Raw genomic sequence first — 23,806 nt, 5'->3', positions numbered from 1 at the left:
TCCGGCGTTCCCGGGGCCGGGGCCGGGCGCGTGCCGCGGCCCGGCGGCGGGGGAGTCAGGGCCGCAGCACGGGCCGCTCGGCCGTGGCCTGGTCCGTCAGCTGCACCTGGTCCGTCAGCCGCGCCGGGTCCGTCAGCCGCGCCGGGTCCGGCAACTGCGCCGGGGCGGGCAGCGCCGTCCGCGCGGCGCCGGGGTCCGCCACGGGCTCCGCCGGGTGCTCCCGCAGGGCCGCCAGCGCGCGGGTCATCCCGCGCGAGAGCAGCGCGGAGAGCGGGCGCTCGACGAAGCGGTGCACCAGCCAGGCGGCCAGCAGCATGCCGGCGGTCATGACGCCGACCAGCGGCCACGGAGCCAGGTGGTGGCGCAGCAGCCGGATGCCGGTCCAGCCGATGTGCTCGTGCAGCAGGTACAGCGGGTAGGTGAGCGCCCCGGCGGTGGTGAGCCAGCGGCCGCGCACCCAGGAGAGCCGGCCGAGCGCCAGGGCGAGCACGGCCAGGTAGGCGAGCGTCATCAGGACCACGGCGGGCCAGGCGCTCATCGGGCGGCCGAGGCTGCCGGACAGGTTCTCGCTGTACACGCTGACGTCGTGCACCGAGAACAGCCAGGAGACCGCGACGATCCCCCACAGCAGCAGGGTCGGTCCGAAGCGGTACATCAGGTACATCGCCATGCCGGCGATGAAGTACCCCGAGTACTCCGGCATCAGCAGGTAGTCCGGGAACGGGGCCCGGTCGGCCGCGACCAGCACCGAGGCGACGCTCCACAGCAGGCAGAAGGCCACCACCCGGCGGTAGGTGACGCCCTTCCAGACCACCAGGGCGAAGAGCAGGTAGAACCGCATCTCCACCCAGAGAGTCCAGTACACGGCGTCCACCGAACCGACCTTGAACGGCTCCTGCAGCATGGTGAGGTTGAGCAGCACGTCCTGCGGGTCCAGCGGGTGGCGCACGATCGGCCACAGGACCAGCACCGCGGTGGTGAGCAGCACGGCGAACCAGTAGGCGGGGTAGAGCCGCACCACCCGGGACTTGAAGAAGTCGCCGAGGCTGCGGCCCCAGCTGCTCATGCAGATGACGAAGCCGCTGATGACGAAGAACAGTTCGACGCCGGTCCAGGTGTACGCCGCGAACCGCTCGGCGGTCGGGAACACCACCCAGGCGGGCTTGGTCCACGCGCTCTCGCCGCGGTCGGGCCCGCCGCCGTACCCCACGTAGTGGTGGAACACCACGAGCAGCGCGGCGACGATCCGGAGGCCGTCGAGCGCGACGAGCCGGGGGCGGCGGCCCGCGGGCCGGGGCGGCTGGGACGGCTGGGACGGGCGGGGCGCGGAACCGGCGCGGCGGCGGAGGAGGGTCGGGGTCGGCACGGTCCGATGCTACTAAAGGCATATTCGCGGCTTCGGACCGTGAGTCGCGGTACGGAGCGATCCGGACCGGCGGTGCGCCGCGACCCCCGGGCACGGCCCGGGGCGGCCGCGGTGCGGGCCGGGCGCGGTGCGGGCCGGGCGCGGCCGGGCGGTGTTCCCGGCCGCGCCCGGGGTGCTCAGACGGCGCGCAGCGAGGCGTAGTACGCCTGGCACTCGTCCCAGCGCGGCAGCAGGCCGGAGGCCAGGGCCTCGGCCAGGGTGGGGGCCTGCTCGTCCTTGGCGGAGAGCTGCGGGGCCCCGGTCGGCCAGTCGATGCCGAGGTCCGGGTCCAGCGGGTGGATGCCGTGCTCGCCGGTCGGGTTGTAGGTCTCCGAGCAGACGTACGACAGCGTGGCGTCGTCGGTCAGCGCGCAGAAACCGTGGCCCAGGCCCTCGGGGAGGTACACCGCGCGGCGGTCGTCCTCGTCGAGCCGGACGAACTCCCAGCGGCCGAAGGCGGGGGAGCCGACCCGCAGGTCCACCACGACGTCCAGCACCGCGCCGCGCACGCAGCTGACGTACTTGGCCTGGCCGGGCGGCACGTCGGCGAAGTGCACGCCGCGCACCACGTCCTTCGCGGACACCGACAGGTTGCCCTGGGCCAGCCGCAGCGGGTGGCCGACCACCTCGGACAGCTTGTCGAAGCGGTACCACTCCATGAACAGGCCACGGGGGTCGCCGTGCTGCTGCGGGGTCACCTCGAAGGCGCCCGGGATCGACAGCTCGCGGAACTTCACCGCTCGTTCTCCTCCTCTTCCAGCAGACGGACCAGGTACTGGCCGTAGCCGCTCTTCAGCAGCGGCTCGGCGAGCTCGCGCAGCTCGGCGGCGCCGATCAGTCCGGCCCGCCAGCAGGCCTCCTCGATGCAGCCGATCTTGAAGCCCTGGCGCTCCTCGATGACCCGGACGAACTCCGAGGCCTGCACCATCGAGACGTGCGTGCCGGTGTCCAGCCAGGCGGTGCCCCGGTCGAGGATGGTGACGTGCAGCTCGCCGGCGTCCAGGTAGGCCTCGTTGACGGCGGTGATCTCCAACTCGCCGCGGGCGCTGGGCCGCAGGCCGCGGGCGATCTCCACGACCCGGTTGTCGTAGAAGTAGAGGCCCGGCACCGCGTACCGGGACTTCGGCTCGGCCGGCTTCTCCTCGATGGAGATCGCCTGGCCCCGCTCGTCGAACTCGACCACGCCGTACGCCGTCGGGTCGGCCACCGGGTACGCGAACACCCGGCCGCCCTTGGCCTCGGTGTGCTCGGCGAGCCTGGTGCCCAGGCCGCTGCCGTGGAAGATGTTGTCACCGAGGATCAGCGCCACCGGCTGGTCGCCGATGAAGTCCGCGCCCAGCAGGAACGCCTGGGCGATCCCCTCGGGCTTCTCCTGGACGGCGTACTCCAGCCGCAGCCCGAGCTGGGAGCCGTCGCCGAGCAGCCGCTCGAACTGGGCTCGGTCCTCCGGCGTCGTGATGATCAGGACCTCGCTGATCCCGGCCATGACCAGGGTGGAGAGCGGGTAGTAGATCATCGGTTTGTCGAAGACGGGGAGCAGCTGTTTCGAGACTGCCCGGGTCAGCGGCCACAGGCGCGATCCGGTGCCGCCGGCCAAAAGGATTCCACGCATGGGTGCACCCTATGCGAAAGCGCCCGACGCCTCCGGGCCCGCCGCCGGGGCCTGCTCCACGGACGGTTAGACTCGCCCCACTATGCGCATCCTCGTGACCGGCGGTGCCGGCTTCATCGGTTCTGAATTCGTCCGCCAGCAGTTCGCCGCGGACGCGACGGCCCAGATCACCGTCCTCGACAAGCTGACCTACTCGGGCGTCGAGGAGAACCTCGCCCCGGTCGCGGGCCTGCCGGGCTACCGCTTCGTCAAGGGCGACATCTGCGATCCGCAGGTGGTCGGCGAGGTGATGGCCGGCCACGACGTGGTGGTCCACTTCGCCGCCGAGTCGCACGTCGACCGCTCGATCGCCGGCGCCGGCCCGTTCGTGATGACCAACGTGGTCGGCACCCAGGTGCTGCTGGACGCGGCCCGCGAGCACGGCGTCGGCCGCTTCGTCCACGTCTCCACCGACGAGGTCTACGGCTCGATCGACGAGGGCTCCTGGACCGAGGAGTGGCCGCTGCGGCCGAACTCCCCGTACTCCTCCTCGAAGGCCGGCTCCGACCTGCTGGCGCTGGCCTACCACCGCACCCACGGCATGGACGTGGTGGTCACCCGCTGCTCCAACAACTACGGGCACTACCAGTTCCCGGAGAAGGTCATCCCGCTGTTCACCACCAACCTGATCGACGGGCTGAAGGTGCCGCTGTACGGCAACGGCGGCAACATCCGCGACTGGCTGCACGTCTCCGACCACTGCCGGGGCATCGACCTGGTGATGCGCGGCGGCCGGGCCGGCGAGGTCTACAACATCGGCGGCGGCACCGAGGTCACCAACAAGGAGCTGACCGGCCTGCTGCTGGACGCGGCCGGCGCCGGCTGGGACATGGTCGAGCACGTCGAGGACCGCAAGGGCCACGACCTGCGCTACTCCCTGGACATCTCCAAGATCCGCACCGAGCTGGGCTACGAGCCGCAGGTCCGGTTCGAGGACGGCCTGGCCGCCACCATCGCCTGGTACCGCGACAACCGCGCCTGGTGGGAGCCGCTGAAGGCGAAGGCGGCGCTGCAGAAGTGACCGCCGCCCCGGACCCCTCCACCACCCCGGACGCCCCGGCCGGCCGCTGGCTGGTCACCGGCGCGGCCGGCATGCTCGGCCGGGACGTGCTCCGCGTCCTGGCCGCCGCCGGCGTCGGGGCCACCGCGCTGACCCGCGCCGAGCTGGACGTCACCGACCCGGCCGCCGTCGCGGCCGCCGTCCGCGGCCACGCCGTGGTGGTCAACTGCGCGGCCTGGACGGACGTCGACGGCGCGGAGGCCGACGAGGCCGCCGCCACCGCCGTCAACGGCACCGCCGTGCGCCACCTGGCCGCCGCCTGCGCCGCCGCCGGCGCCCGCCTGGTGCACGTCTCCACCGACTACGTGTTCCCCGGCGACGGCACCGAGCCCTACGCCGAGGACGCCCCGACCGGCCCGGTCAACGCCTACGGCCGCTCCAAGCTGGCCGGCGAGCGGGCCGTCCTGGAACTGCTGCCCGACACCGGCTACGTGGTGCGCACCGCCTGGCTGTACGGCGCCGGCGGCAACAACTTCGTCGCCACCATGCTCCGCCTCGGCGCCCAGCGCGACACCCTCGACGTGGTCGACGACCAGCAGGGCCAGCCCACCTGGACGTACGCGCTGGCCGAGCGGCTGGTCGAACTGGGGTGCAACCTCCGGGCCCCGGCGGGCGTCTACCACGGTACGGCGAGCGGCCGCACCACCTGGTTCGACCTGGCCCGGGCGGCCTACCGCCTCGGCGGGCTGGACCCCGAGCGGATCCGGCCCACCACCTCGGCCGCCTTCGTCCGGCCCGCCGTCCGGCCCGCGTTCAGCGTGCTGGGCCACGCGCGCTGGGCCGAGGCCGGACTGCCCCCGCTGCCCGACTGGCGGGAGCAGCTCGCACAGGCGCTCACCGATCCCGTCTTCACCGACCTCGCCGCCGCCGCGGGGAAGAACGACAGATGACATCCCTCCTCCGCAAGCTCGCCTCCGCGCTGCCTCCGGGGACCCTCGCGGTCGCCGGGGGCACCGTCGTGCTCGGCGCCGCCTCCTACGTCCACCTCGGGGTGGCCGGGCACAGCCTCGACACCGAGGACATGGCCAACGTCTCGGTGCTGTGGACCATCGTGATGTCGGTCGGCATCGGCGTGTTCTTCCCGATCGAGCAGGAACTCACCCGGATCGTCGCCGCCCGCGCGGTGCTCGGCCACGGCGCCGCCCCGGTGCTGCGCCGGGCCGCCGTGATGACCGCGGCGATCCTCGGCACCGTGCTGCTGGTGCTGGCCGTCGCGGCCGGCCCGATCGCGGACGGCCTGTTCCACGGCGACCGCGGCCTGGTGGCCGCGCTCGGCGGCGCCTTCGCCGGCATGGCGGTCTGCTACCTGACCCGCGGCGTGCTGGCCGGCCTCGGCCGGTTCGGCGCCTACGGCACCCAGCTGGGCGTCGACGGCGGCCTGCGGATGGTGCTGGCCTTCGGCTGCGCGGCGTTCGGCCTGCACTCCGCGCTGGCGTTCAGCCTGGTGCTGGCCGTCGCCCCGGTGATCGCCACGCTGGTCACCCTGCCGCCGCTGCTGCGCGCGGTCGGCCCCGGCGAGCGGATCGGCTGGCGCGAGCTGACCTCCGGCCTCGGCCTGCTGGTGTGCTCCACCCTGCTGTCGCAGGCGGTGGTGAACGCGGCGGTGCTGAGCACCAAGCTGCTGGCCCCGACCGACAGCGTGCTGATCGCCGCCCTGCTGAACGCCCTGGTGCTGGCCCGCGTCCCGCTGTTCGTCTTCGGCTCGCTCCAGGCCTCGCTGCTCAACGGCCTGTCCGCGGCCTTCGCGGCCGGCGACCGGGCGGCGTTCTCGGCGATGCTCCGCAAGATCGCGGTGGTGGTCGGCGGGCTGGGCCTGCTCGGCGGCATCCCGGCGACCGTGCTCGGCCCCTGGCTGATCCAGGTGCTGTTCGGCGCCCAGCCCCGGCTCGGCTGCCTGGACTTCCTGCTGCTCTCGGCCGGCACCGTGGCCTACATGTTCGCGATGGTGCTGGGCCAGGCCCTGATGGTGTTCGAACGACACAACCTGCAGCTGGCCTGCTGGGGCCTGGGCACCGCGGTGCTGGTCGGCGTCACGGCCGTCCCCGGGGACGTCGCGACCCGGGTGATCCTGGCCTACGCGCTTGGATCGCTCGCCACCGTGCTCGGTATGCTGGCCGCGCTCAGGAGGAGTTTCCCGAGCGCACCGGAGGGTCGGCCGTCACCCCTCTCGGCGGACCCGGGTCGCCTGGTCGGCAACCCCATGGCGGACTGACCATGCAGAGCGACGCGAACCCCCCGATCAACCCGATCAACCCGGCCGACCAGGCCCGACTAGCCGATGCTGGAGCCACTGTGTCCGACTACGACGACGTCTGGCTGGTCATTCCGGCTTACAACGAGGGCCAAGTGATCGCCGAGGTGGTGGAGGCGGCCCGCAAGACGTTCCCCAACATCGTGGTGGTCGACGACGGCAGCGCGGACAACACCGGCGAGCACGTCGAGGGCACCGGCGCCCACCTGGTCCGGCACCCCGTCAACCTCGGCCAGGGCGCCGCCCTGCAGACCGGCCTGCGCTACGCCCTGGCCCAGCCCGGCGCCGAGTACTTCGCGACCTTCGACGCCGACGGCCAGCACCAGACCAAGGACGTCGAGGTGATGGTGCAGCTGCTGCGCACCGGCCAGGCCGACGTCGTGCTGGGCTCGCGGTTCATCGAGCAGAACGGCCAGGTGCCGTGGATCAAGCGGGTGGTGCTGCGCACCGCCGCCGCGGTCAGCCCCACCGCCCGCAAGCTCAAGCTCACCGACGCCCACAACGGCCTCCGGGTGCTCAACCGGGAGGCCGCCGGACGGCTCCGGATCACCATGAACGGCATGGCCCACGCCTCGGAGATCGTCAGCTTCCTCGCGGGCTCCGACCTGAAGGTCGCCGAGGTCCCGGTGGACGTGCTCTACACCGAATACTCCCGCGCCAAGGGGCAGTCCCTGATCAACGGCGTGAACATCCTCTTCGACATCTCGCTCCGGGAGCGTGGCCGGTAATGAAGTACTTCTGGATCCAGCTGGTCCTCATCCTGGGCTCGCTCTCCCTGGCACTGATGTTCATCCGCCGCTGGGACCGGGCCAACACCCGCGCCTGGAAGCGCATCGCCTTCTCGATCTTCGTGATCGTCAACATCTTCGCGGTGCTCCGCCCCGGCGACGTCACCTGGCTGGCCAAGCAGATGGGCGTCGGCCGCGGCACCGACCTGGTGCTGTACGTGATGGTGCTCGGCGTGGGCTTCCTCACCCTGAACACCTTCCTGCGCTTCCGCTCGCTGGAGAAGAAGATCACCGACCTGGCGCGCACCGTCGCCATCAACGAGGGCGCGCGCGCCAACGACGAGCGCCTCGGGGCCGACGAGGACCCCCGGCCCTCCGGCACCCTCAAGGTCTGAGCGATGGCCGGCTTCGACTTCATGCTCCCCTACTACGGGGACGTCAGGCAGATGCAGGACGCGGTGCGCAGCGTCCTCGCCCAGACCGACCCCGACTTCCGGCTGGTCGTCATCGACGACGGCCGGGAGCCGGAGGTCCCGGGCTGGTTCGCCCGGCTCGGCGACGACCGGGTGGAGTACCTGCGCAACGAGCAGAACCTCGGCATCACCAAGAACTTCCAGAAGTGCGTCCGGCTCTCCGAGGCCGACCACGTGGTGATCATGGGCTGCGACGACCTGCTGCACCCGCACTACCTGGAGACCGTCCGCAAGATCCTCGCCGACCACCCCGGCGTCGGCATGGTGCAGCCCGGCGTCGAGGTGATCGACGGCGACGGCCGGCCGGTCTCCGGCCTGGTCGACCAGACCAAGCGGCGGCTGTACGCGCCCAAGGTCGAGGGCCGGCGGCTGATGGGCGGCGAGGAGCTGGCCGCCAGCGTGCTGCGCGGCAACTGGCTGTACTTCCCCTCGATCACCTGGCGGGGCGAGGCGCTGCGCGCGGTCAACTTCCGCGACGAGTACTCGGTGATCCAGGACCTCGCGCTCGTCGTCGACCTGCTGGAACTGGGCGAGCAGATGGCGGTGGACACCAGCACCACGGTGTTCCGGTACCGCCGGCACGCGGTCTCCGAGTCCTCGGTGCAGGCCTACTCGGGCACCCGCTTCAGCGAGGCCGAGCGCTACTTCGCCGCGGTCGCCGAACGGATGGACGCCCGCGGCTGGACCAAGGCCGCCAAGGCCGCCCGGGTGCACAGTGCCTCCCGGCTGCACGCGATGACGATGCTGCCCGGCGCGCTGCGCCGCGGCCGGTCCGACGGCGTGAAGGTGCTGGCCCGGCACGTGTTCACGGCCGGCGAGCGCCCGTCGCCGCGGGCCTGACTCAAGGATGATGATGACGGACCTGGCCTCCCACCCGGTGGGCTCCCATCCGGCACCCGGCACCCCGGGCGCCGCCGACCCCGGCCGCCCCTGGTGGCGGCGGCGCTGGGCGCCCGTGCTGGGCGAGGCGGTCGTGAGCGTGGGCGCCGCCGGCCTCTACACCCTGCTGTGCACCAGGATCAGCGTCAATCCGATCAACCGGATCGGCCAGGTCAGCGGCCTCGCCAAGCTCCAGGAGTACGTGGCCGTCCTCGGCCTGCCGCTGCTCGCGGCGCTGCTCTTCACCGCCTACCGCGGCAGCGCGCTCCGGCACCAGCTGACCAAGCGCCTGGTCTGCGCCGCGCTGGCCGGCCTGGCCACCGGCGTGGTGGCCGGCGGCGTGGTGGTCGCGCTGCGCGGCACCCCCTGGCCGCTCGGCGGCCAGGAGGGCGACCCGGGCGTCCTGATGGCGATGGCCACCACGATCATGGACGGCAAGGGCCTGCCCGGGGTCTACCCGCCCGGCTTCCCGGCGGTCATGGCCCTCTGGTCGGAGCTGTTCTACGGCGGCCGCACCGGCGCCGGCTTCGCCCTGCACGACCTGCAGATCCTGTTCACCGCGCTGTTCGGCCCGATGGCGTACCTGTCCTGGCGGCTGGTGCTGCGCCCGTTCTGGGCGCTGCTGATCGCGCTGCCCGCCTCGGTGGTCTTCCTCGACCCGATCCGCCCGTACAGCCACATCGTGATGGTCATGCTCGTCCCGGTGCTGGTGGCGTTCTTCCGCGCGATGGGCCGGGCCCCCGGACGCCGGCCGCGCACGGTGCTGCTGCTCGGGCTGGCCTTCGGCGCGGCCTTCGGCGCACTGTTCCTCTGGTACTCCGGCTGGTTCCTGTGGGCCGCGCCCGGCGTCCTGCTGCTGGCGCTGTTCTGCTTCCCGTGGCGCCGGGGCGGCCGGTCGGCCAAGGCGCGGACCGGGCTGTACCTGGTCGGGGCGGCCGCGGGCTTCGCCGTCGTCGGCTCGCCGCTGCTCTACGAGCTGGCCAAGGCGAGCGGCTCGGTCCCCGACCGGTACGCCTTCCTGGCGGTCTACGCCGACCCGTCCTACGTGCTGAACTTCGTCTCCGACCGCAGCGGCGACCTGACGTACGACACCTGGCCCGGCACCGGCGACCTGGCCGGGCAGAGCGGCATCTCGCTGCTGCTGCTGCTCGGCGCCGGCCTGGCCCTGGGCCTGGCGCTGCGCCAGCTGACGGTGCGGGTGGCGGCGGCGGTGCTGATCGGCTCCTGGCTGCTGCGCTTCTACTACGCGGGCAGGATGGCCCACGACCGGGCGGTGCAGCTGTACCCGCGGACCACCTGGATCATCATGTACTGCCTGATGATCCTGGCGGTGTTCGGCGTGATGGCCCTGGTCAACCGGGGCAGCGGCTGGGGCGACCGGGTGCTCGCGGTGCGCGGCGCGGCGACCGAGGCGATCCCGCGCCGGGTGGTGCGGCAGGTCGCGGCCGGCATGGTCTGCGCGCTCGCGGTGTTCGGCACGATGGCGGCCGGCTGGTCGATCAACCGGTACATGCCGGAGGACCCGGCCAAGAACACCATGGGCATGGACGCCTGGCGGGCCCACCTGCTGCAGAAACCGGACGGGAAGTGCCCGAAGTACGCCCCGAACGGCAAGTGCGTGGTGCACGAGGTCAAGGACCGCACCCAGTACCCGGACGACGGCGTGCTCTGGTGCGCCGGGATCGTCGCGGCGGAGTGGCCGACGGTCTGCGGCCGGAAGGCGCCCTTCGACGACCTGTCGACCAAGCCGTCCCCGACCCCGGCGCCCGCCCCGCCGGCGGCCCCGTCCGAGTCGCCGCGGCCGAGCGGCGCGGCGCAGGACCCGGCCACGTCGGGGGAGTCGGCCAGGTCCGCGGAGTCCGCCAAGCCGTCCGCGACGAAGTCCGGCACCCGGTAGGCCCGGTCCGCCGACCGATCGGCCCCCGACCAGGTCGCCTGGTCGGGGGCCGATTGGCGTACCGCCCGCTTTCTGTGGCAGGATGTCCGGGTTGCTCGGTTGAGTACCGATGCTGCGCGCCTCCCGCCGGGAGGACCGGAAGCGAGTCCCATGTACTCGTCGTTCCCGTGAATGGCCGTTCATGTGCCCACGTGCTGTGTGTGGGTGCAGTGGTGTGTAAGCGACACCGCGGCAGCTGCGGGGCGAAAGTACGGGAATCTTCCGGGAAGCGTGTGCGGGGTACCGGCCCGGCCCACTCCACCCCAGTAGTTCGAACCGACGAGATGTCTCGCCGGTTTTTGCAAGCGCAAGGGCGACACGCCCGAGCGCGGGGGTCGGAGGAGGGGTCGTGCAGCAACGGACGACACAAAGGACTACGAAGTAGCCATGGCGGGACAGAAGATCCGCATCCGGCTCAAGGCCTACGACCACGAGGTCATCGACTCTTCGGCGAAGAAGATCGTCGAGACGGTGATCCGTACTGGTGCGCAGGTCGCGGGCCCGGTGCCGCTGCCCACTGAGAAGAACGTGTACTGCGTCATCCGCTCGCCGCACAAGTACAAGGACTCGCGCGAGCACTTCGAGATGCGCACTCACAAGCGTCTGATCGACATCCTCGACCCCACGCCGAAGACGGTTGACTCGCTGATGCGTCTCGACCTGCCGGCGGGCGTCGACATCGAGATCAAGCTCTGAGAGGCGCACCGAAGATGGCTAAGCAGATTAAGGGCATCCTGGGCGAGAAGCTCGGCATGACCCAGGTCTGGGACGAGAACAACCGGGTCGTCCCGGTGACCGTCGTCAAGGCTGGGCCCAATGTCGTGACCCAGGTCCACACCGCCGACAGCCCGGCCGGCTACGACGCCGTCCAGATCGGCTTCGGCGAGATCGACCCCCGCAAGGTGAACAAGCCCCTCCAGGGCCACTTCTCCAAGGCCGGCGTCACCCCTCGCCGTCACCTGGTCGAGCTCCGTACCGCGGACGCGTCCGAGTACACCCTGGGCCAGGAGATCACCGCCGAGACCTTCGAGGCGGGTGTCAAGGTCGACGTGACCGGCACCTCCAAGGGCAAGGGCTTCGCCGGTGTCATGAAGCGTCACAACTTCAAGGGCCTCGGCGCCGGTCACGGCACCCAGCGCAAGCACCGCTCGCCCGGCTCCATCGGTGGCTGCGCCACCCCGGGCCGCGTGTTCAAGGGCATGCGCATGGCGGGTCGGATGGGCCACGAGCGTGTGACCACCCAGAACCTGACCGTGCACGCGGTCGACGCGGAGAAGGGCCTGCTCCTCATCAAGGGCGCGATCCCGGGTCCGAACGGCGGCCTCGTCCTCGTCCGCACCGCGGCGAAGGGGCTGTGAAGGATATGAGCACCATTGACATCCTGTCGCCGGCCGGCGACAAGGCCGGCAGCGTCGAGCTGCCCGCCGAGATCTTCGACGCCAAGGTCAGCGTCCCGCTGATGCACCAGGTCGTCGTGGCGCAGCTCGCCGCGGCTCGCCAGGGCACCCACAAGGTCAAGCGTCGTGGCGAGGTCCGCGGTGGCGGCAAGAAGCCGTACCGCCAGAAGGGCACCGGCCGCGCCCGCCAGGGCTCGACCCGCGCCCCGCAGTTCGCCGGTGGTGGCGTCGTGCACGGTCCCGTGCCGCGCGACTACTCGCAGCGGACCCCGAAGAAGATGATCGCCGCCGCCCTGCGCAGCGCGCTCACCGACCGGGCCCGCCACGAGCGCATCCACGTCGTGACCGGCGTGACCGCCACCGAGGCTCCGTCGACCAAGGCCGCCAAGGTCCTGTTCGGCAAGATCTCCGAGCGCAAGAACCTCCTCCTGGTGGTCGAGCGCGAGGACGAGCTGGGCATCCTGTCCGCTCGCAACCTGCCGAACGTGCACATCCTGGACGCCGGCCAGCTGAACACCTACGACGTGCTCGTCTCCGACGATGTGGTCTTCACCCAGGCCGCCTTCGAGCGTTTCGTGGCCGGTCCGGCCGCGTCCGCCAAGGCCGTTGCTGCTGAGGGCGAGCTCGAAGGGACTGCCGCCTGATGAGCGAGATCACCTCCAAGACGTTCACGGACCCCCGTGACGTCCTGATCAAGCCGGTTATCTCCGAGAAGAGCTACTCGCTCCTCGACGAGAACAAGTACACGTTCGTCGTGGCTCCCGGTGCCAACAAGACCCAGATCAAGCAGGCCGTCGAGGCGGTCTTCTCGGTCAAGGTCGAGGCCGTGAACACGCTGAACCGCCAGGGCAAGCGCAAGCGCTCCCGCACCGGTTTCGGCAAGCGCAAGGACACCAAGCGCGCGATCGTGACGCTGGCCGAGGGCAACCGCATCGACATCTTCGGTGGTCCGGTCTCCTGACGTTGCGTCAGGGACCGCGATCGTCGTAAAGGACGAGGACAGAAATGGGTATCCGCAAGTACAAGCCGACTACGCCGGGCCGCCGTGGCTCCAGCGTGGCCGACTTCGTCGAAATCACGCGGTCCACGCCGGAGAAGTCGCTGGTTCGCCCGCTGCACAGCAAGGGCGGCCGTAACAACGCCGGTCGTATCACCGCTCGCCACCAGGGTGGCGGTCACAAGCGCGCCTACCGTCTGATCGACTTCCGTCGTCACGACAAGGACGGCGTGCCGGCCAAGGTCGCGCACATCGAGTACGACCCGAACCGCACCGCGCGCATCGCGCTCCTGCACTACGCGGACGGCGAGAAGCGCTACATCATCGCCCCCCGCGGCGTCGCGCAGGGTGACCGGATCGAGAACGGCGCGGGCGCCGACATCAAGCCGGGCAACAACCTGCCGCTGCGCAACATCCCGGTCGGTACCACCATCCACGCGGTGGAGCTCCGTCCCGGCGGTGGCGCCAAGCTGGCCCGCTCCGCGGGTGCCGGCATTCAGCTGCTCGCCCGTGAGGGCCGCATGGCGCACCTGCGCATGCCCTCCGGTGAGATCCGCCTGGTGGACGCGCGCTGCCGCGCGACCGTCGGCGAGGTCGGCAACGCCGAGCAGTCGAACATCAACTGGGGCAAGGCCGGCCGTATGCGCTGGAAGGGCGTCCGCCCGACCGTGCGTGGTGTGGCCATGAACCCGATCGACCACCCGCACGGTGGTGGTGAGGGTAAGACCTCCGGTGGTCGCCACCCGGTCTCGCCGTGGGGCAAGCCCGAGGGCCGCACCCGTCGCCCGAACAAGGCGTCGGACAAGCTCATCGTGCGCCGCCGCAAGACCAACAAGAAGCGCTAGGAGCAGGTCAGATGCCGCGCAGTCTCAAGAAGGGCCCCTTCATCGACGACCACCTTCAGAAGAAGGTGGACGTGCAGAACGAGGCGGGCACGCAGAACGTCATCAAGACCTGGTCCCGTCGTTCCGTGATCTCGCCGGCCATGCTCGGCCACACGATCGCGGTTCACGATGGCCGCAAGCACGTCCCGGTGTTCGTCACCGAGTCGATGGTCGGCCACAAGCTCGGCGAGTTCGCTCCCACGCGCACCTTCAAGGGGCACGTGAAGGAAGACCGCAAGTCGAAGCGTCGCTAATCGCTTCCGCGAGCTGTAGCGCCAGAACGACAAAGTGACTTACTCCATTAAGGGGACAACCATGGAAGCCAGGGCCCAGGCGCGGTACATCCGCGTCACGCCCATGAAGGCCCGCCGCGTGGTGGACCTCATCCGTGGCCTGCCGGCCACGGAGGCCCAGGCGGTCCTGCGTTTCGCTCCGCAGGCCGCCACCGTGCCGGTCGGCAAGGTGCTCAACAGCGCCATCGCCAACGCCGCGCACAACTACAACCACTCCAACACGGACGACCTCTACATCTCCGAGGCGTACGTTGACGAGGGTCCGACCCTGAAGCGGTTCCGTCCGCGCGCCCAGGGCCGTGCCTACCGGATCCGCAAGCGGACCAGCCACATCACCGTGGTCGTCAGCAGCAAGGAAGGGACCCGGTAATGGGCCAGAAGGTTAACCCGCACGGGTTCCGCCTCGGCATCAGCACGGACTTCAAGTCCCGCTGGTACGCCGACAAGCTGTACAAGGACTACGTCAAGGAAGACGTCGCCATCCGGCGTCTCATGACGCAGGGCATGGAGCGCGCCGGCATCTCGAAGGTGGAGATCGAGCGCACCCGTGACCGCGTCCGCGTGGACATCCACACCGCCCGCCCGGGCATCGTGATCGGCCGCCGTGGCACGGAGGCCGACAAGATCCGCGGCAAGCTGGAGAAGCTGACCGGCAAGCAGGTCCAGCTGAACATCCTCGAGGTCCGCAACCCCGAGATGGACGCCCAGCTCGTGGCCCAGGGCGTCGCGGAGCAGCTGTCCTCCCGCGTCTCCTTCCGTCGCGCCATGCGCAAGAGCATGCAGTCGACCATGAAGGCCGGCGCCAAGGGCATCAAGGTCCAGTGCTCCGGTCGTCTCGGCGGCGCCGAGATGAGCCGTTCGGAGTTCTACCGCGAGGGCCGTGTGCCGCTGCACACCCTGCGCGCGAACGTCGACTACGGCTTCTTCGAGGCCAAGACCACCTTCGGCCGCATCGGCGTGAAGGTCTGGATCTACAAGGGCGACGTCAAGAACATCGCCGAGGTCCGCGCTGAGAACGCCGCCGCCCGCTCCGGCAACCGCCCGGCCCGTCCCGAGGGCGGCCGTCCCGCCCGCGGTGGCGAGCGCGGTGGCCGTGGTGGCGAGCGCGGTGGCCGTGGCCGTCGTCCCGCCGCTGCCGAGGCCCAGGCCCCGGCCGCCGCGGTGGAGGCTCCGGCCGCCGCTGAGAACACCGGAACGGAGGCCTGACCGCAATGCTGATCCCCCGTCGGGTCAAGCACCGCAAGCAGCACCACCCGAAGCGCCGCGGCGCGGCCAAGGGTGGCACCGAGCTGGCGTTCGGCCAGTTCGGCATCCAGGCCGTGACCCCGGCCTACGTGACGAACCGTCAGATCGAGTCCGCTCGTATCGCGATCACCCGTCACATCCGTCGTGGCGGCAAGGTCTGGATCAACATCTACCCGGACCGCCCGCTCACCAAGAAGCCGGCCGAGACCCGCATGGGTTCCGGTAAGGGTTCGCCGGAGTGGTGGATCGCGAACGTGCACCCGGGTCGGGTCATGTTCGAACTGTCGTACCCGAACGAGAAGATTGCGCGCGAGGCGCTCACCCGCGCCGCGCACAAGCTTCCGATGAAGTGCCGGATCGTTCGGCGCGAGGACGGTGAGAGCTGATGTCGGCCGCTACCAAGGCTGCTGAGCTTCGCGAACTGGACAACGAGGGTCTCGTTGCCAAGCTCCGTGAGGCCAAGGAGGAGCTGTTCAACCTCCGCTTCCAGGCGGCGACCGGGCAGCTCGACAACCACGGACGGCTCCGGCTGGTCCGTAAGGACATCGCGCGGATCTACACCCTGATGCGCGAGCGCGAGCTGGGCATCGAGACGGTGGAGAACGCCTGATGACTGAGAACACCAACGAGACGCGCGGCTTCCGCAAGACCCGTGAGGGTCTCGTCGTCAGCGACAAGATGGACAAGACCGTCGTCGTCGCCGTCGAGGACCGCGTCAAGCACGCGCTGTACGGCAAGGTCATCCGCCGTACCAACAAGCTGAAGGCGCACGACGAGCAGAACGCGTGCGGTGTCGGCGACCGTGTCCTCCTGATGGAGACCCGGCCGCTGTCCGCGACGAAGCGCTGGCGCGTCGTCGAGATCCTCGAGAAGGCCAAGTAACAAGGTTGTTCGCGGTACGGCCGTATGTGCACCAGGCCCCCAGGGGCGCGGGTGTGAGCAGCGGCCGGCCCGTCAACACTTGTTGACGATCAGGAGAAAGCTGTGATCCAGCAGGAGTCGCGACTGCGCGTCGCCGACAACACGGGTGCCAAGGAGATTCTCTGCATCCGCGTTCTCGGTGGCTCCGGTCGCCGCTACGCCGGTATCGGGGACGTCATCGTCGCCACCGTCAAGGACGCGATCCCCGGCGGTTCGGTGAAGAAGGGCGACGTCGTCAAGTGCGTCGTCGTTCGCACCGTCAAGGAGCGCCGCCGTCCGGACGGTTCGTACATCCGCTTCGACGAGAACGCCGCTGTCGTTCTCAAGAACACCGATGGCGACCCCCGCGGTACCCGCATCTTCGGCCCGGTGGGCCGCGAGCTGCGTGACAAGAAGTTCATGAAGATCATCTCGCTGGCGCCGGAGGTGCTCTGACCCATGGCGAACAGCATGAAGATCAAGAAGGGTGACCTGGTCCAGGTCATCACCGGCAAGGACAAGGGCAAGCAGGGCAAGGTCATCCAGGCCATCCCCGCCGAGAACAAGGTCCTGGTCGAGGGTGTCAACCGGGTCAAGAAGCACACCAAGCCGGGCCCCGGCACCCAGGGTGGCATCGTGACCGTCGAGGCCCCGGTGCACGTCTCCAACGTCCAGCTGGTCGTGGAGAAGGACGGCAAGAAGGTCGTCACCCGCGTCGGCTACCGCTTTGACGACCAGGGCAACAAGATCCGCGTTGCCAAGCGGACCGGTGAGGACATCTGATGTCTGAGACGACTGTTGAGAAGGTGACCCCCCGCCTCAAGGAGAAGTACCTCTCCGAGGTCAAGGGTCAGCTGCACGAGCAGTTCTCGTACGAGAACGTCATGCTGATCCCCGGCCTGGTCAAGGTCGTGGTCAACATGGGTGTCGGCGAAGCCGCCCGTGACAGCAAGCTGATCGAGGGTGCCATCAAGGACCTGACCGCGATCACCGGTCAGAAGCCGGCCGTCACCAAGGCCCGCAAGTCCATCGCGCAGTTCAAGCTGCGCGAGGGTCAGCCGATCGGCGCCCACGTCACCCTCCGCGGTGACCGCATGTGGGAGTTCGTGGACCGTCTGGTGTCGCTGGCGCTGCCGCGTATCCGTGACTTCCGCGGCCTCTCGCCCAAGCAGTTCGACGGCCGTGGCAACTACACCTTCGGTCTGACCGAGCAGGTCATGTTCCACGAGATCGACCAGGACAAGGTCGACCGTCAGCGCGGTATGGACATCACCGTCGTGACCACCGCTCAGACCGACGATGAGGGCCGGGCGCTCCTGCGCGCTCTGGGCTTCCCGTTCAAGGAGGCGTGAGCCATGGCGAAGAAGGCCCTGATCGCTAAGTCCGAGCGCAAGCCGAAGTTCGGCGTCCGGGCGTACACCCGGTGCCAGCGCTGCGGCCGTCCGCACTCGGTGTACCGCAAGTTCGGCCTCTGCCGTGTGTGCCTCCGTGAGATGGCGCACCGCGGCGAGCTGCCGGGCGTGACCAAGAGCTCCTGGTAGTCACTACCGGTCGTTCTGACATCGGCGAGTAGCGTGCCCGACCTCGACGCTTTTGGGTTCCCGGAGGGGATCCCGTAAGGTGTTGGGGTCGGGCCCCTGCTGCGGCGTCCCCTCCGGGGCGATCCGCGGCCCTCATCCGAGGGTCCGCACACACCCAGTCTTACTACGTCGCAGGTCCCCTGCGCTTGTGCCCCTTTCGCACTCCAGCGAGTGCGCGGAGGGGGACCTGGCGCGGAGAAACCACGGCGGGAGAGGCCTGAGGCCATCCATGACCATGACCGACCCCATCGCAGACATGCTCACTCGTCTGCGTAACGCGAACTCGGCGTACCACGACTCCGTGGCGATGCCGGCCAGCAAGATCAAGGCGCACGTCGCCGAGATCCTGCAGCAGGAGGGGTACATCTCCTCCTACAAGGTTGAGGAGCCCGCCGAGAACGAGGTCGGCAAGAAGCTGACCATCGAGCTCAAGTTCGGCCCCAACCGCGAGCGTTCCATCGCCGGCATCAAGCGCATCAGCAAGCCGGGTCTGCGTGTGTACGCAAAGTCCACCAACCTGCCGAAGGTGCTCGGCGGCCTGGGCGTGGCGATCATCTCCACGTCCTCCGGCCTCCTCACCGACAAGCAGGCCGCCAAGAAGGGCGTAGGCGGAGAAGTTCTCGCCTACGTCTGGTAATTCGGGAAACGGAGGTACAGCAATGTCGCGCATTGGACGGCTGCCCATCCAGGTTCCCGCTGGTGTGGACGTCACCATCGACGGCCAGACGGTCTCGGTGAAGGGCCCCAAGGGTTCGCTCACCCACGTCGTCGCCGCGCCGATCGAGATCGGCAAGGGCGAGGACGGCACGCTGCTCGTCACCCGCCCCAACGACGAGCGTCAGTCGAAGGCCCTGCACGGCCTGTCGCGCACGCTGGTGGCGAACATGATCACCGGCGTGACCGCGGGCTACCGGAAGTCGCTGGAGATCAGCGGCGTCGGCTACCGAGTCACGGCGAAGGGCTCCGACATGGAGTTCGCGCTGGGCTACAGCCACCCCATCCTGGTCACCGCGCCGGAGGGGATCTCCTTCGTCGTCGAGACGCCCACCAAGTTCCACGTGGACGGCACCGACAAGCAGAAGGTCGGCGAGGTCGCCGCGAAGATCCGCAAGCTGCGCAAGCCCGACCCGTACAAGGCCAAGGGCGTTAAGTACGCGGGCGAGGTCATCCGCCGCAAGGTCGGAAAGAGTGGTAAGTAAGCGATGAGCGTCTCTGTCAAGATCGGCAAGGGCAACGCCTACAAGAACGCCGCCCGCAAGCGCCGCGCCATTCGCGTTCGCAAGCGCGTCGTCGGCACCGAGGTGCGTCCGCGCCTCGTCGTGACGCGTTCGAACCGCCACATGGTCGCCCAGGTCATCGACGACGCCAAGGGTCACACCCTGGCGTCGGCGTCCACCCTCGACGTGTCCATCAAGGGCACCGAGGGCGACAAGACCGAGCTGGCCAAGAAGGTCGGAAGCCTGGTCGCCGAGCGCGCCAAGGCCGCCGGCGTCGAGTCGGTCGTCTTCGACCGCGCGGGCAACCGGTACGCCGGCCGCATCGCCGCCCTGGCGGACGCGGCCCGCGAGTCCGGGCTCGACTTCTAAGCCGCTCGTCGACCCTGTCGACGGACGTAAACGAGAGAGGTAATTCCAATGGCTGGACCCCAGCGCCGCGGTAGCGGCGCCGGCGGCGGCACCGGTGGCGAGCGGCGCGACCGCAAGCGTGACGACCGGGGCGGCGCCCCCGTCGCCGAGAAGACCGCTTACGTCGAGCGCGTCGTCGCGATCAATCGTGTCGCCAAGGTTGTCAAGGGTGGTCGTCGTTTCAGCTTCACCGCGCTGGTCGTGGTGGGCGACGGTGACGGCACCGTGGGTGTCGGTTACGGCAAGGCGAAGGAGGTTCCGGCCGCCATCGCCAAGGGTGTTGAGGAGGCCAAGAAGAACTTCTTCAAGGTCCCCCGTATCCAGGGCACCATCCCGCACCCGATCCAGGGCGAGAAGGCCGCCGGCGTCGTGCTGCTGAAGCCGGCGTCCCCCGGTACCGGCGTCATCGCCGGTGGCCCGGTGCGTGCCGTCCTGGAGTGCGCCGGCGTTCACGACATCCTGTCGAAGTCGCTCGGCTCGGACAACGCGATCAACATCGTGCACGCCACCGTGGCCGCTCTGAAGGGCCTCGTGCGCCCCGAGGAGATCGCCGCCCGCCGTGGCCTGCCCCTGGAGGACGTGGCCCCGGCCGCGCTGCTCCGGGCCCGTGCGGCTGGGGTGAGCGCCTGATGGCTCGCCTGAAGGTCACCCAGACCAAGTCGTACATCGGTAGCAAGCAGAACCACCGTGACACCCTGCGTTCGCTCGGCCTGAAGCGGCTGAACGACACCGTGGTGAAGGAGGACCGCCCGGAGATCCGCGGCATGGTCCACACCGTTCGCCACCTCGTCACGGTCGAGGAGGTGGACTGAAATGGCGGACAACTCGCCGATCAAGCTCCACAACCTGAAGCCCGCCCCGGGTGCCAAGAAGGACAAGATCCGCGTTGGTCGCGGTGAGGGCTCCAAGGGTAAGACTGCAGGTCGTGGCACCAAGGGCACCAAGGCCCGCTACCAGGTTCCGCAGCGCTTCGAGGGTGGCCAGATGCCGCTCCACATGCGCCTGCCGAAGCTGAAGGGCTTCAAGAACCCGGCCCACAAGCAGTTCCAGGTCGTGAACCTGGACCGCCTGGCCGAGCTCTACCCGAACGGTGGCGAGGTCACCGTGGCCGACCTGATCGCGAAGGGCGCCGTTCGCAAGAACGAGCTCGTCAAGGTCCTCGGCCAGGGCGACATCGCGGTGGCGCTGCAGGTGACGGTCGACGCCGTCTCCGGCTCCGCGGCCGAGAAGATCGCCGCGGCCGGCGGTTCGGTCACCGAACTGCTCTGACGCGGTAGATCCGACGCACGGAACACACCGGGCCCCGCGCCCCTCTTGCGAAAGGGGGGCCGGGGCCCGGTGCCGTTCCGGCCGGAGCCGCGGCTCCGTATTTGTGTGTCAAACCCGGGCAAGCCGTACCCCGTGAGTGGGGGAGCGGCCGCACGCGCTTCTTTCCGGGACCCGGGCACTGTTAGAGTCCGTGAAGTTCCCTTTCCCCACATCAGGACCGACCCTTCCGCCGACGACGCGCGGGAGGCGCAGGAGGCACCGTGCTCAGTGCGTTCGCGCGGGCGTTCCAGACGCCCGACCTGCGCAAGAAGCTGCTGTTCACGCTGGGCATCATGGTGCTGTTCCGGCTGGGCGCCCACGTCCCCATGCCCGGAATCAACTTCCAGGCCGTCCACGCGTGCGTCAACGGGCAGAAGGAAGGCCTGTTCGGGCTGGTCAACCTGTTCAGCGGCAACGCGCTGCTGCAGCTGACCATCTTCGCGCTCGGCATCATGCCGTACATCACGGCCAGCATCATCCTGCAGCTCCTCACCGTGGTCATCCCGCGGCTGGAGGCCCTGAAGAAGGAGGGGCAGGCCGGCACCGCGAAGATCACCCAGTACACCCGCTACCTGACGATCGCCCTCGCCGTGCTCCAGGGCACCGGCATCCTGGCGACCGCCTCCAGCGGTGCGCTGTTCTCCGGCTGCGCCGAGGGCAACAACATCGTGCCGGACCAGTCGATCTTCCGGATCGCCACCATGGTCATCATCATGACCGCCGGCACCACCGTGATCATGTGGCTGGGCGAGCTGATCACCGACCGCGGCATCGGCAACGGCATGTCGATCCTGATCTTCACCTCGATCGCGGCGGGCTTCCCCGGCTCGATGTGGGCGATCAAGCAGTCCGGCAAGCTGCTGGACGGCTGGGGCGAGTTCGCCTCGGTCATCGCGGTCGGCATCATCGTGGTCTGCCTGGTCATCTTCGTCGAGCAGGCCCAGCGCCGGATTCCGGTGCAGTACGCGAAGCGGATGGTGGGCCGCCGGTCCTTCGGCGGCACCTCGACCTACATCCCGCTGAAGGTCAACCAGGCCGGCGTGATCCCGGTCATCTTCGCCTCCTCGCTGCTGTACATCCCGGCGCTGGTGGTGCAGCTGACCAACTCCCAGTCGGGCTGGGCGGTCTGGATCCGGAACCACTTCGTCAAGGGCGACCACCCGGTCTACATGGCGACCTACTTCGTGCTGATCGTCTTCTTCGCCTTCTTCTACGTCGCGATCTCCTTCAACCCCGAAGAAGTTGCGGACAACATGAAGAAGTATGGTGGGTTCATCCCGGGCATCCGGGCCGGCCGACCGACGGCCGAGTACCTGAACTACGTGCTCACCCGCATCACGTGGCCGGGTTCCCTCTACCTGGGCCTCATCGCGTTGATCCCGATGGTCGCCCTGGTCGCCTTCGGACAGCAGACCAACTTCCCGTTCGGCGGCACCTCCGTGCTCATCGTCGTCGGTGTCGGACTCGAAACTGTGAAGCAGATCGAGAGCCAACTCCAGCAGCGCAATTACGAAGGGTTCCTCCGCTGATGCGAATCGTCCTCGTCGGACCCCCCGGGGCCGGGAAGGGTACTCAGGCGCACGTCCTGGCCAAGACCCTGTCCATTCCCCACATCTCCACCGGTGACCTGTTCCGCGCCAACATCAGCCAGGGCACCCCCCTGGGTGTCGAGGCGAAGTCCTACATGGACGCCGGGCGCCTGGTGCCCGACGAGGTCACCATCGGGATGGCCAAGGACCGCATGCTCCAGCCGGACGCCGCCAAGGGCTTCCTGCTGGACGGCTTCCCGCGCAACCTGGGCCAGGCGGAGGCGCTCGACGCCTTCCTGGCCGAGCAGGGCATCGCGCTGGACGGCGTGCTGGACCTGGAGGTCTCCGAGGACGAGGTCGTCAAGCGGATCGCCGGTCGCCGGCTGTGCCGCAACGACGGCTCCCACGTGTTCCACGTGGTGTACAACCCGCCGAAGGTCGAGGGCGTCTGCGACGAGTGCGGCGGCGAGCTGTACCAGCGCTCGGACGACACCGAGGAGGCCGTGCGGGTCCGGCTGGAGGAGTACCACTCCAAGACCGAGCCGATCATCGGCTACTACCAGGAGCAGGGCCTGCTGGTCACCATCCCCGCCCTCGGCAAGGTGGACGAGGTGACCGAGCGCGCGGTCGCCGCCCTGGAGCAGAAGAAGAGCGCCTGACGCCGCACGGCGTCGCGCGAGACGGCCGGGTCGCCCCGAAGCGGGCGGCCCGGCCGTCTCGTGCGTCGTACGGTGGAGGGCAGTCCGAATTCAGAACGTGGAAGGCGTGGACCAGATGGTGGAGATCAAGACCCCCGAGCAGATCGCCAAGATGCGGGCGGCCGGGCTGGTCGTCGCCGAGGCGCTGAGGGCCTGCCGCGAGGCGGTCGCCCCGGGGGTGACCACCGGCGAGCTGAACGAGGTCGCCGACGCGGTCATCACCAAGCACGGCGCCACCTCCAACTTCCGCGCCGACCACGGCGGTCTCTGGTTCCCGGGCGTGATCTGCGCCTCGGTGAACGAGGAGGTCGTGCACGGCATCCCCGGCGAGCGGGTGCTGAAGGCCGGCGACCTGATCTCGATCGACTGCGGCGCGATCCTGGACGGCTGGCACGGCGACGCGGCGATCACCGTCGCGGTCGGCGGGACCGCCGCCGAGAACGCGATGCTGTCGAAGGTCACCGAGGGCTCGATGTGGGCCGGCATCGCCCAGATGAAGAAGGGCAACCGGCTGGTCGACGTCTCCCGGGCGATCGAGGGCTTCATCCGCCGCCAGCCGCTGCCGCCCAAGGGCAAGTGGGGCATCACCGAGGGCTACGGCGGCCACGGCATCGGCACCGCGATGCACATGGAGCCGCACGTGCTGAACTACGTCGCGGGCCGCGGCAAGGGCATGAAGCTGGTGCCCGGCACGGTGCTGGCGATCGAGCCGATGGTCTCGCTGGGCACCCCGCACACCGCGGTGCTGGAGGACGACTGGACGGTCGTCACCACCGACGGCACCTGGGCCTCGCACTGGGAGCACTCGGTGGCCGTCACCGAGCAGGGCCCGCTGGTGCTGACCGCCTTCGACGGCGGCCGGGCGGAGCTGGCCAAGCTGGGCGTCACCGCGGCGCCGGACCCGCTGGGCTGAACCGGACCGATCTGAGGCGCTTCTCTCACCGCGGCCGGATCGGGGCCCGGGGGT

Annotated in this window: 34 protein-coding genes; 31 read left to right on the top strand and 3 right to left on the bottom strand. The window is 69.7% G+C overall.

The genetic code is table 11. The features are described from left to right. Positions 1–55: 55 nt before the first annotated feature. The 3 genes from QMQ26_RS14765 to rfbA all read right to left on the bottom strand — a co-directional run bounded on the left by QMQ26_RS14765 (position 56) and on the right by rfbA (position 3,017). Positions 56–1,366 carry an acyltransferase family protein gene (locus QMQ26_RS14765; protein ID WP_282205978.1) on the bottom strand — a complete coding sequence of 437 codons (1,311 nt, stop codon included), beginning with the start codon at positions 1,364–1,366 and terminating at the stop codon, positions 56–58. Positions 1,367–1,542: 176 nt separating this feature from the next. Then, a complete protein-coding gene (gene rfbC / locus QMQ26_RS14760; RefSeq protein ID WP_100837821.1) occupies positions 1,543–2,142 on the bottom strand; it encodes a dTDP-4-dehydrorhamnose 3,5-epimerase in 600 nt (199 codons plus the stop codon). Then, the gene (rfbA, locus tag QMQ26_RS14755; RefSeq protein ID WP_100837822.1) at positions 2,139–3,017 is read right to left on the bottom strand and encodes a glucose-1-phosphate thymidylyltransferase RfbA; all 879 of its coding nucleotides are present in this window, start codon (positions 3,015–3,017) and stop codon (positions 2,139–2,141) included. The genes rfbC and rfbA overlap by 4 nt, the downstream gene beginning before the upstream one ends. Before the next feature lie 82 nt (positions 3,018–3,099). On the opposite strand from rfbA, the gene rfbB reads away from it, so the two are divergent. From rfbB to map, 31 genes are all read left to right on the top strand, one after another. Beyond that, entirely contained in the window at positions 3,100–4,077 is a 978-nt protein-coding gene (gene rfbB / locus QMQ26_RS14750) for a dTDP-glucose 4,6-dehydratase (protein ID WP_100837823.1), read from the top strand. A 71-nt stretch (positions 4,078–4,148) separates the two neighbouring features. Next, positions 4,149–5,006 (top strand): dTDP-4-dehydrorhamnose reductase, encoded by an 858-nt coding sequence (gene rfbD, locus QMQ26_RS14745; RefSeq protein WP_404814178.1) that lies wholly within the window; start codon positions 4,149–4,151, stop codon positions 5,004–5,006. After that, the gene (locus QMQ26_RS14740; RefSeq protein WP_282205976.1) at positions 5,003–6,328 is read left to right on the top strand and encodes a polysaccharide biosynthesis protein; all 1,326 of its coding nucleotides are present in this window, start codon (positions 5,003–5,005) and stop codon (positions 6,326–6,328) included. Before rfbD ends, QMQ26_RS14740 begins: the two co-directional genes overlap by 4 nt. A 2-nt stretch (positions 6,329–6,330) precedes the next feature. After that, positions 6,331–7,095 (top strand): glycosyltransferase family 2 protein, encoded by a 765-nt coding sequence (locus QMQ26_RS14735; protein WP_282205975.1) that lies wholly within the window; start codon positions 6,331–6,333, stop codon positions 7,093–7,095. Beyond that, positions 7,095–7,490 (top strand): DUF2304 domain-containing protein, encoded by a 396-nt coding sequence (locus QMQ26_RS14730; RefSeq protein ID WP_100837827.1) that lies wholly within the window; start codon positions 7,095–7,097, stop codon positions 7,488–7,490. Before QMQ26_RS14735 ends, QMQ26_RS14730 begins: the two co-directional genes overlap by 1 nt. 3 nt (positions 7,491–7,493) lie before the next feature. Further along, complete coding sequence (locus tag QMQ26_RS14725) at positions 7,494–8,408, top strand: glycosyltransferase family 2 protein (RefSeq protein ID WP_282205974.1); 915 nt, start codon at positions 7,494–7,496, stop codon at positions 8,406–8,408. 13 nt (positions 8,409–8,421) lie between these two features. Beyond that, complete coding sequence (locus QMQ26_RS14720; RefSeq protein ID WP_282205973.1) at positions 8,422–10,344, top strand: hypothetical protein; 1,923 nt, start codon at positions 8,422–8,424, stop codon at positions 10,342–10,344. Between the two features lie 426 nt (positions 10,345–10,770). Further along, complete coding sequence (gene rpsJ / locus QMQ26_RS14715; protein ID WP_012785157.1) at positions 10,771–11,079, top strand: 30S ribosomal protein S10; 309 nt, start codon at positions 10,771–10,773, stop codon at positions 11,077–11,079. A 14-nt stretch (positions 11,080–11,093) separates the two neighbouring features. Then, positions 11,094–11,741, top strand: coding sequence for a 50S ribosomal protein L3 (gene rplC, locus QMQ26_RS14710; RefSeq protein ID WP_282205972.1), 648 nt, complete (start codon positions 11,094–11,096; stop codon positions 11,739–11,741). Positions 11,742–11,746: 5 nt separating this feature from the next. Continuing rightward, entirely contained in the window at positions 11,747–12,424 is a 678-nt protein-coding gene (gene rplD / locus QMQ26_RS14705) for a 50S ribosomal protein L4 (protein WP_100837831.1), read from the top strand. Then, entirely contained in the window at positions 12,424–12,741 is a 318-nt protein-coding gene (gene rplW / locus QMQ26_RS14700; RefSeq protein WP_099899929.1) for a 50S ribosomal protein L23, read from the top strand. The genes rplD and rplW overlap by 1 nt, the downstream gene beginning before the upstream one ends. A 44-nt stretch (positions 12,742–12,785) precedes the next feature. Then, positions 12,786–13,622, top strand: a complete 837-nt coding sequence (rplB, locus tag QMQ26_RS14695; protein ID WP_100837832.1) for a 50S ribosomal protein L2 — start codon at positions 12,786–12,788, stop codon at positions 13,620–13,622. An 11-nt stretch (positions 13,623–13,633) separates the two neighbouring features. Then, positions 13,634–13,915, top strand: a complete 282-nt coding sequence (gene rpsS / locus QMQ26_RS14690) for a 30S ribosomal protein S19 (protein WP_014136283.1) — start codon at positions 13,634–13,636, stop codon at positions 13,913–13,915. Positions 13,916–13,976: 61 nt separating this feature from the next. After that, complete coding sequence (gene rplV, locus QMQ26_RS14685; RefSeq protein ID WP_099899927.1) at positions 13,977–14,324, top strand: 50S ribosomal protein L22; 348 nt, start codon at positions 13,977–13,979, stop codon at positions 14,322–14,324. Further along, positions 14,324–15,160, top strand: coding sequence for a 30S ribosomal protein S3 (rpsC, locus tag QMQ26_RS14680; RefSeq protein ID WP_100837833.1), 837 nt, complete (start codon positions 14,324–14,326; stop codon positions 15,158–15,160). Before rplV ends, rpsC begins: the two co-directional genes overlap by 1 nt. Positions 15,161–15,165: 5 nt before the next feature. Beyond that, on the top strand, positions 15,166–15,585 hold the full coding sequence (gene rplP / locus QMQ26_RS14675) for a 50S ribosomal protein L16 (RefSeq protein WP_030457415.1): 420 nt from the start codon (positions 15,166–15,168) through the stop codon (positions 15,583–15,585). Beyond that, positions 15,585–15,809: a 50S ribosomal protein L29 gene (rpmC, locus tag QMQ26_RS14670; RefSeq protein WP_014136279.1), complete on the top strand. Its 225-nt coding sequence runs from the start codon at positions 15,585–15,587 to the stop codon at positions 15,807–15,809. The genes rplP and rpmC overlap by 1 nt, the downstream gene beginning before the upstream one ends. After that, entirely contained in the window at positions 15,809–16,081 is a 273-nt protein-coding gene (gene rpsQ, locus QMQ26_RS14665; protein WP_014136278.1) for a 30S ribosomal protein S17, read from the top strand. The genes rpmC and rpsQ overlap by 1 nt, the downstream gene beginning before the upstream one ends. A gap of 102 nt (positions 16,082–16,183) precedes the next feature. After that, positions 16,184–16,555 carry a 50S ribosomal protein L14 gene (gene rplN, locus QMQ26_RS14660; RefSeq protein ID WP_030300391.1) on the top strand — a complete coding sequence of 124 codons (372 nt, stop codon included), beginning with the start codon at positions 16,184–16,186 and terminating at the stop codon, positions 16,553–16,555. A 15-nt stretch (positions 16,556–16,570) separates the two neighbouring features. Further along, positions 16,571–16,882: a 50S ribosomal protein L24 gene (gene rplX / locus QMQ26_RS14655; protein ID WP_033214113.1), complete on the top strand. Its 312-nt coding sequence runs from the start codon at positions 16,571–16,573 to the stop codon at positions 16,880–16,882. Next, positions 16,882–17,451 carry a 50S ribosomal protein L5 gene (gene rplE / locus QMQ26_RS14650; RefSeq protein WP_030457412.1) on the top strand — a complete coding sequence of 190 codons (570 nt, stop codon included), beginning with the start codon at positions 16,882–16,884 and terminating at the stop codon, positions 17,449–17,451. The genes rplX and rplE overlap by 1 nt, the downstream gene beginning before the upstream one ends. A 3-nt stretch (positions 17,452–17,454) precedes the next feature. After that, positions 17,455–17,640 (top strand): type Z 30S ribosomal protein S14, encoded by a 186-nt coding sequence (locus QMQ26_RS14645; protein WP_008747480.1) that lies wholly within the window; start codon positions 17,455–17,457, stop codon positions 17,638–17,640. A gap of 268 nt (positions 17,641–17,908) precedes the next feature. Next, the gene (rpsH, locus tag QMQ26_RS14640; protein ID WP_100837834.1) at positions 17,909–18,316 is read left to right on the top strand and encodes a 30S ribosomal protein S8; all 408 of its coding nucleotides are present in this window, start codon (positions 17,909–17,911) and stop codon (positions 18,314–18,316) included. A gap of 22 nt (positions 18,317–18,338) precedes the next feature. Beyond that, on the top strand, positions 18,339–18,878 hold the full coding sequence (rplF, locus tag QMQ26_RS14635) for a 50S ribosomal protein L6 (RefSeq protein ID WP_100837835.1): 540 nt from the start codon (positions 18,339–18,341) through the stop codon (positions 18,876–18,878). A gap of 3 nt (positions 18,879–18,881) precedes the next feature. After that, on the top strand, positions 18,882–19,265 hold the full coding sequence (gene rplR / locus QMQ26_RS14630; protein WP_014136272.1) for a 50S ribosomal protein L18: 384 nt from the start codon (positions 18,882–18,884) through the stop codon (positions 19,263–19,265). Positions 19,266–19,313: 48 nt separating this feature from the next. Further along, positions 19,314–19,934, top strand: coding sequence for a 30S ribosomal protein S5 (gene rpsE / locus QMQ26_RS14625; RefSeq protein WP_014136271.1), 621 nt, complete (start codon positions 19,314–19,316; stop codon positions 19,932–19,934). Further along, positions 19,934–20,116, top strand: coding sequence for a 50S ribosomal protein L30 (gene rpmD / locus QMQ26_RS14620; protein ID WP_014136270.1), 183 nt, complete (start codon positions 19,934–19,936; stop codon positions 20,114–20,116). Before rpsE ends, rpmD begins: the two co-directional genes overlap by 1 nt. Position 20,117: 1 nt before the next feature. Continuing rightward, on the top strand, positions 20,118–20,573 hold the full coding sequence (gene rplO / locus QMQ26_RS14615) for a 50S ribosomal protein L15 (RefSeq protein ID WP_100837836.1): 456 nt from the start codon (positions 20,118–20,120) through the stop codon (positions 20,571–20,573). 260 nt (positions 20,574–20,833) lie between these two features. Then, positions 20,834–22,141 (top strand): preprotein translocase subunit SecY, encoded by a 1,308-nt coding sequence (secY, locus tag QMQ26_RS14610; RefSeq protein WP_100837837.1) that lies wholly within the window; start codon positions 20,834–20,836, stop codon positions 22,139–22,141. Beyond that, positions 22,141–22,800 (top strand): adenylate kinase, encoded by a 660-nt coding sequence (locus QMQ26_RS14605; protein WP_100837838.1) that lies wholly within the window; start codon positions 22,141–22,143, stop codon positions 22,798–22,800. Before secY ends, QMQ26_RS14605 begins: the two co-directional genes overlap by 1 nt. Before the next feature lie 115 nt (positions 22,801–22,915). Then, positions 22,916–23,752 (top strand): type I methionyl aminopeptidase, encoded by an 837-nt coding sequence (map, locus tag QMQ26_RS14600; protein WP_100838653.1) that lies wholly within the window; start codon positions 22,916–22,918, stop codon positions 23,750–23,752. Positions 23,753–23,806: the final 54 nt, after the last annotated feature.

The sequence above is a fragment of the Kitasatospora fiedleri genome (genome assembly GCF_948472415.1).
Classification (GTDB): domain Bacteria; phylum Actinomycetota; class Actinomycetes; order Streptomycetales; family Streptomycetaceae; genus Kitasatospora; species Kitasatospora fiedleri.
Note: the sequence above shows the minus strand (reverse complement) of the source record. Positions and strands in the feature narration are given on the sequence as shown.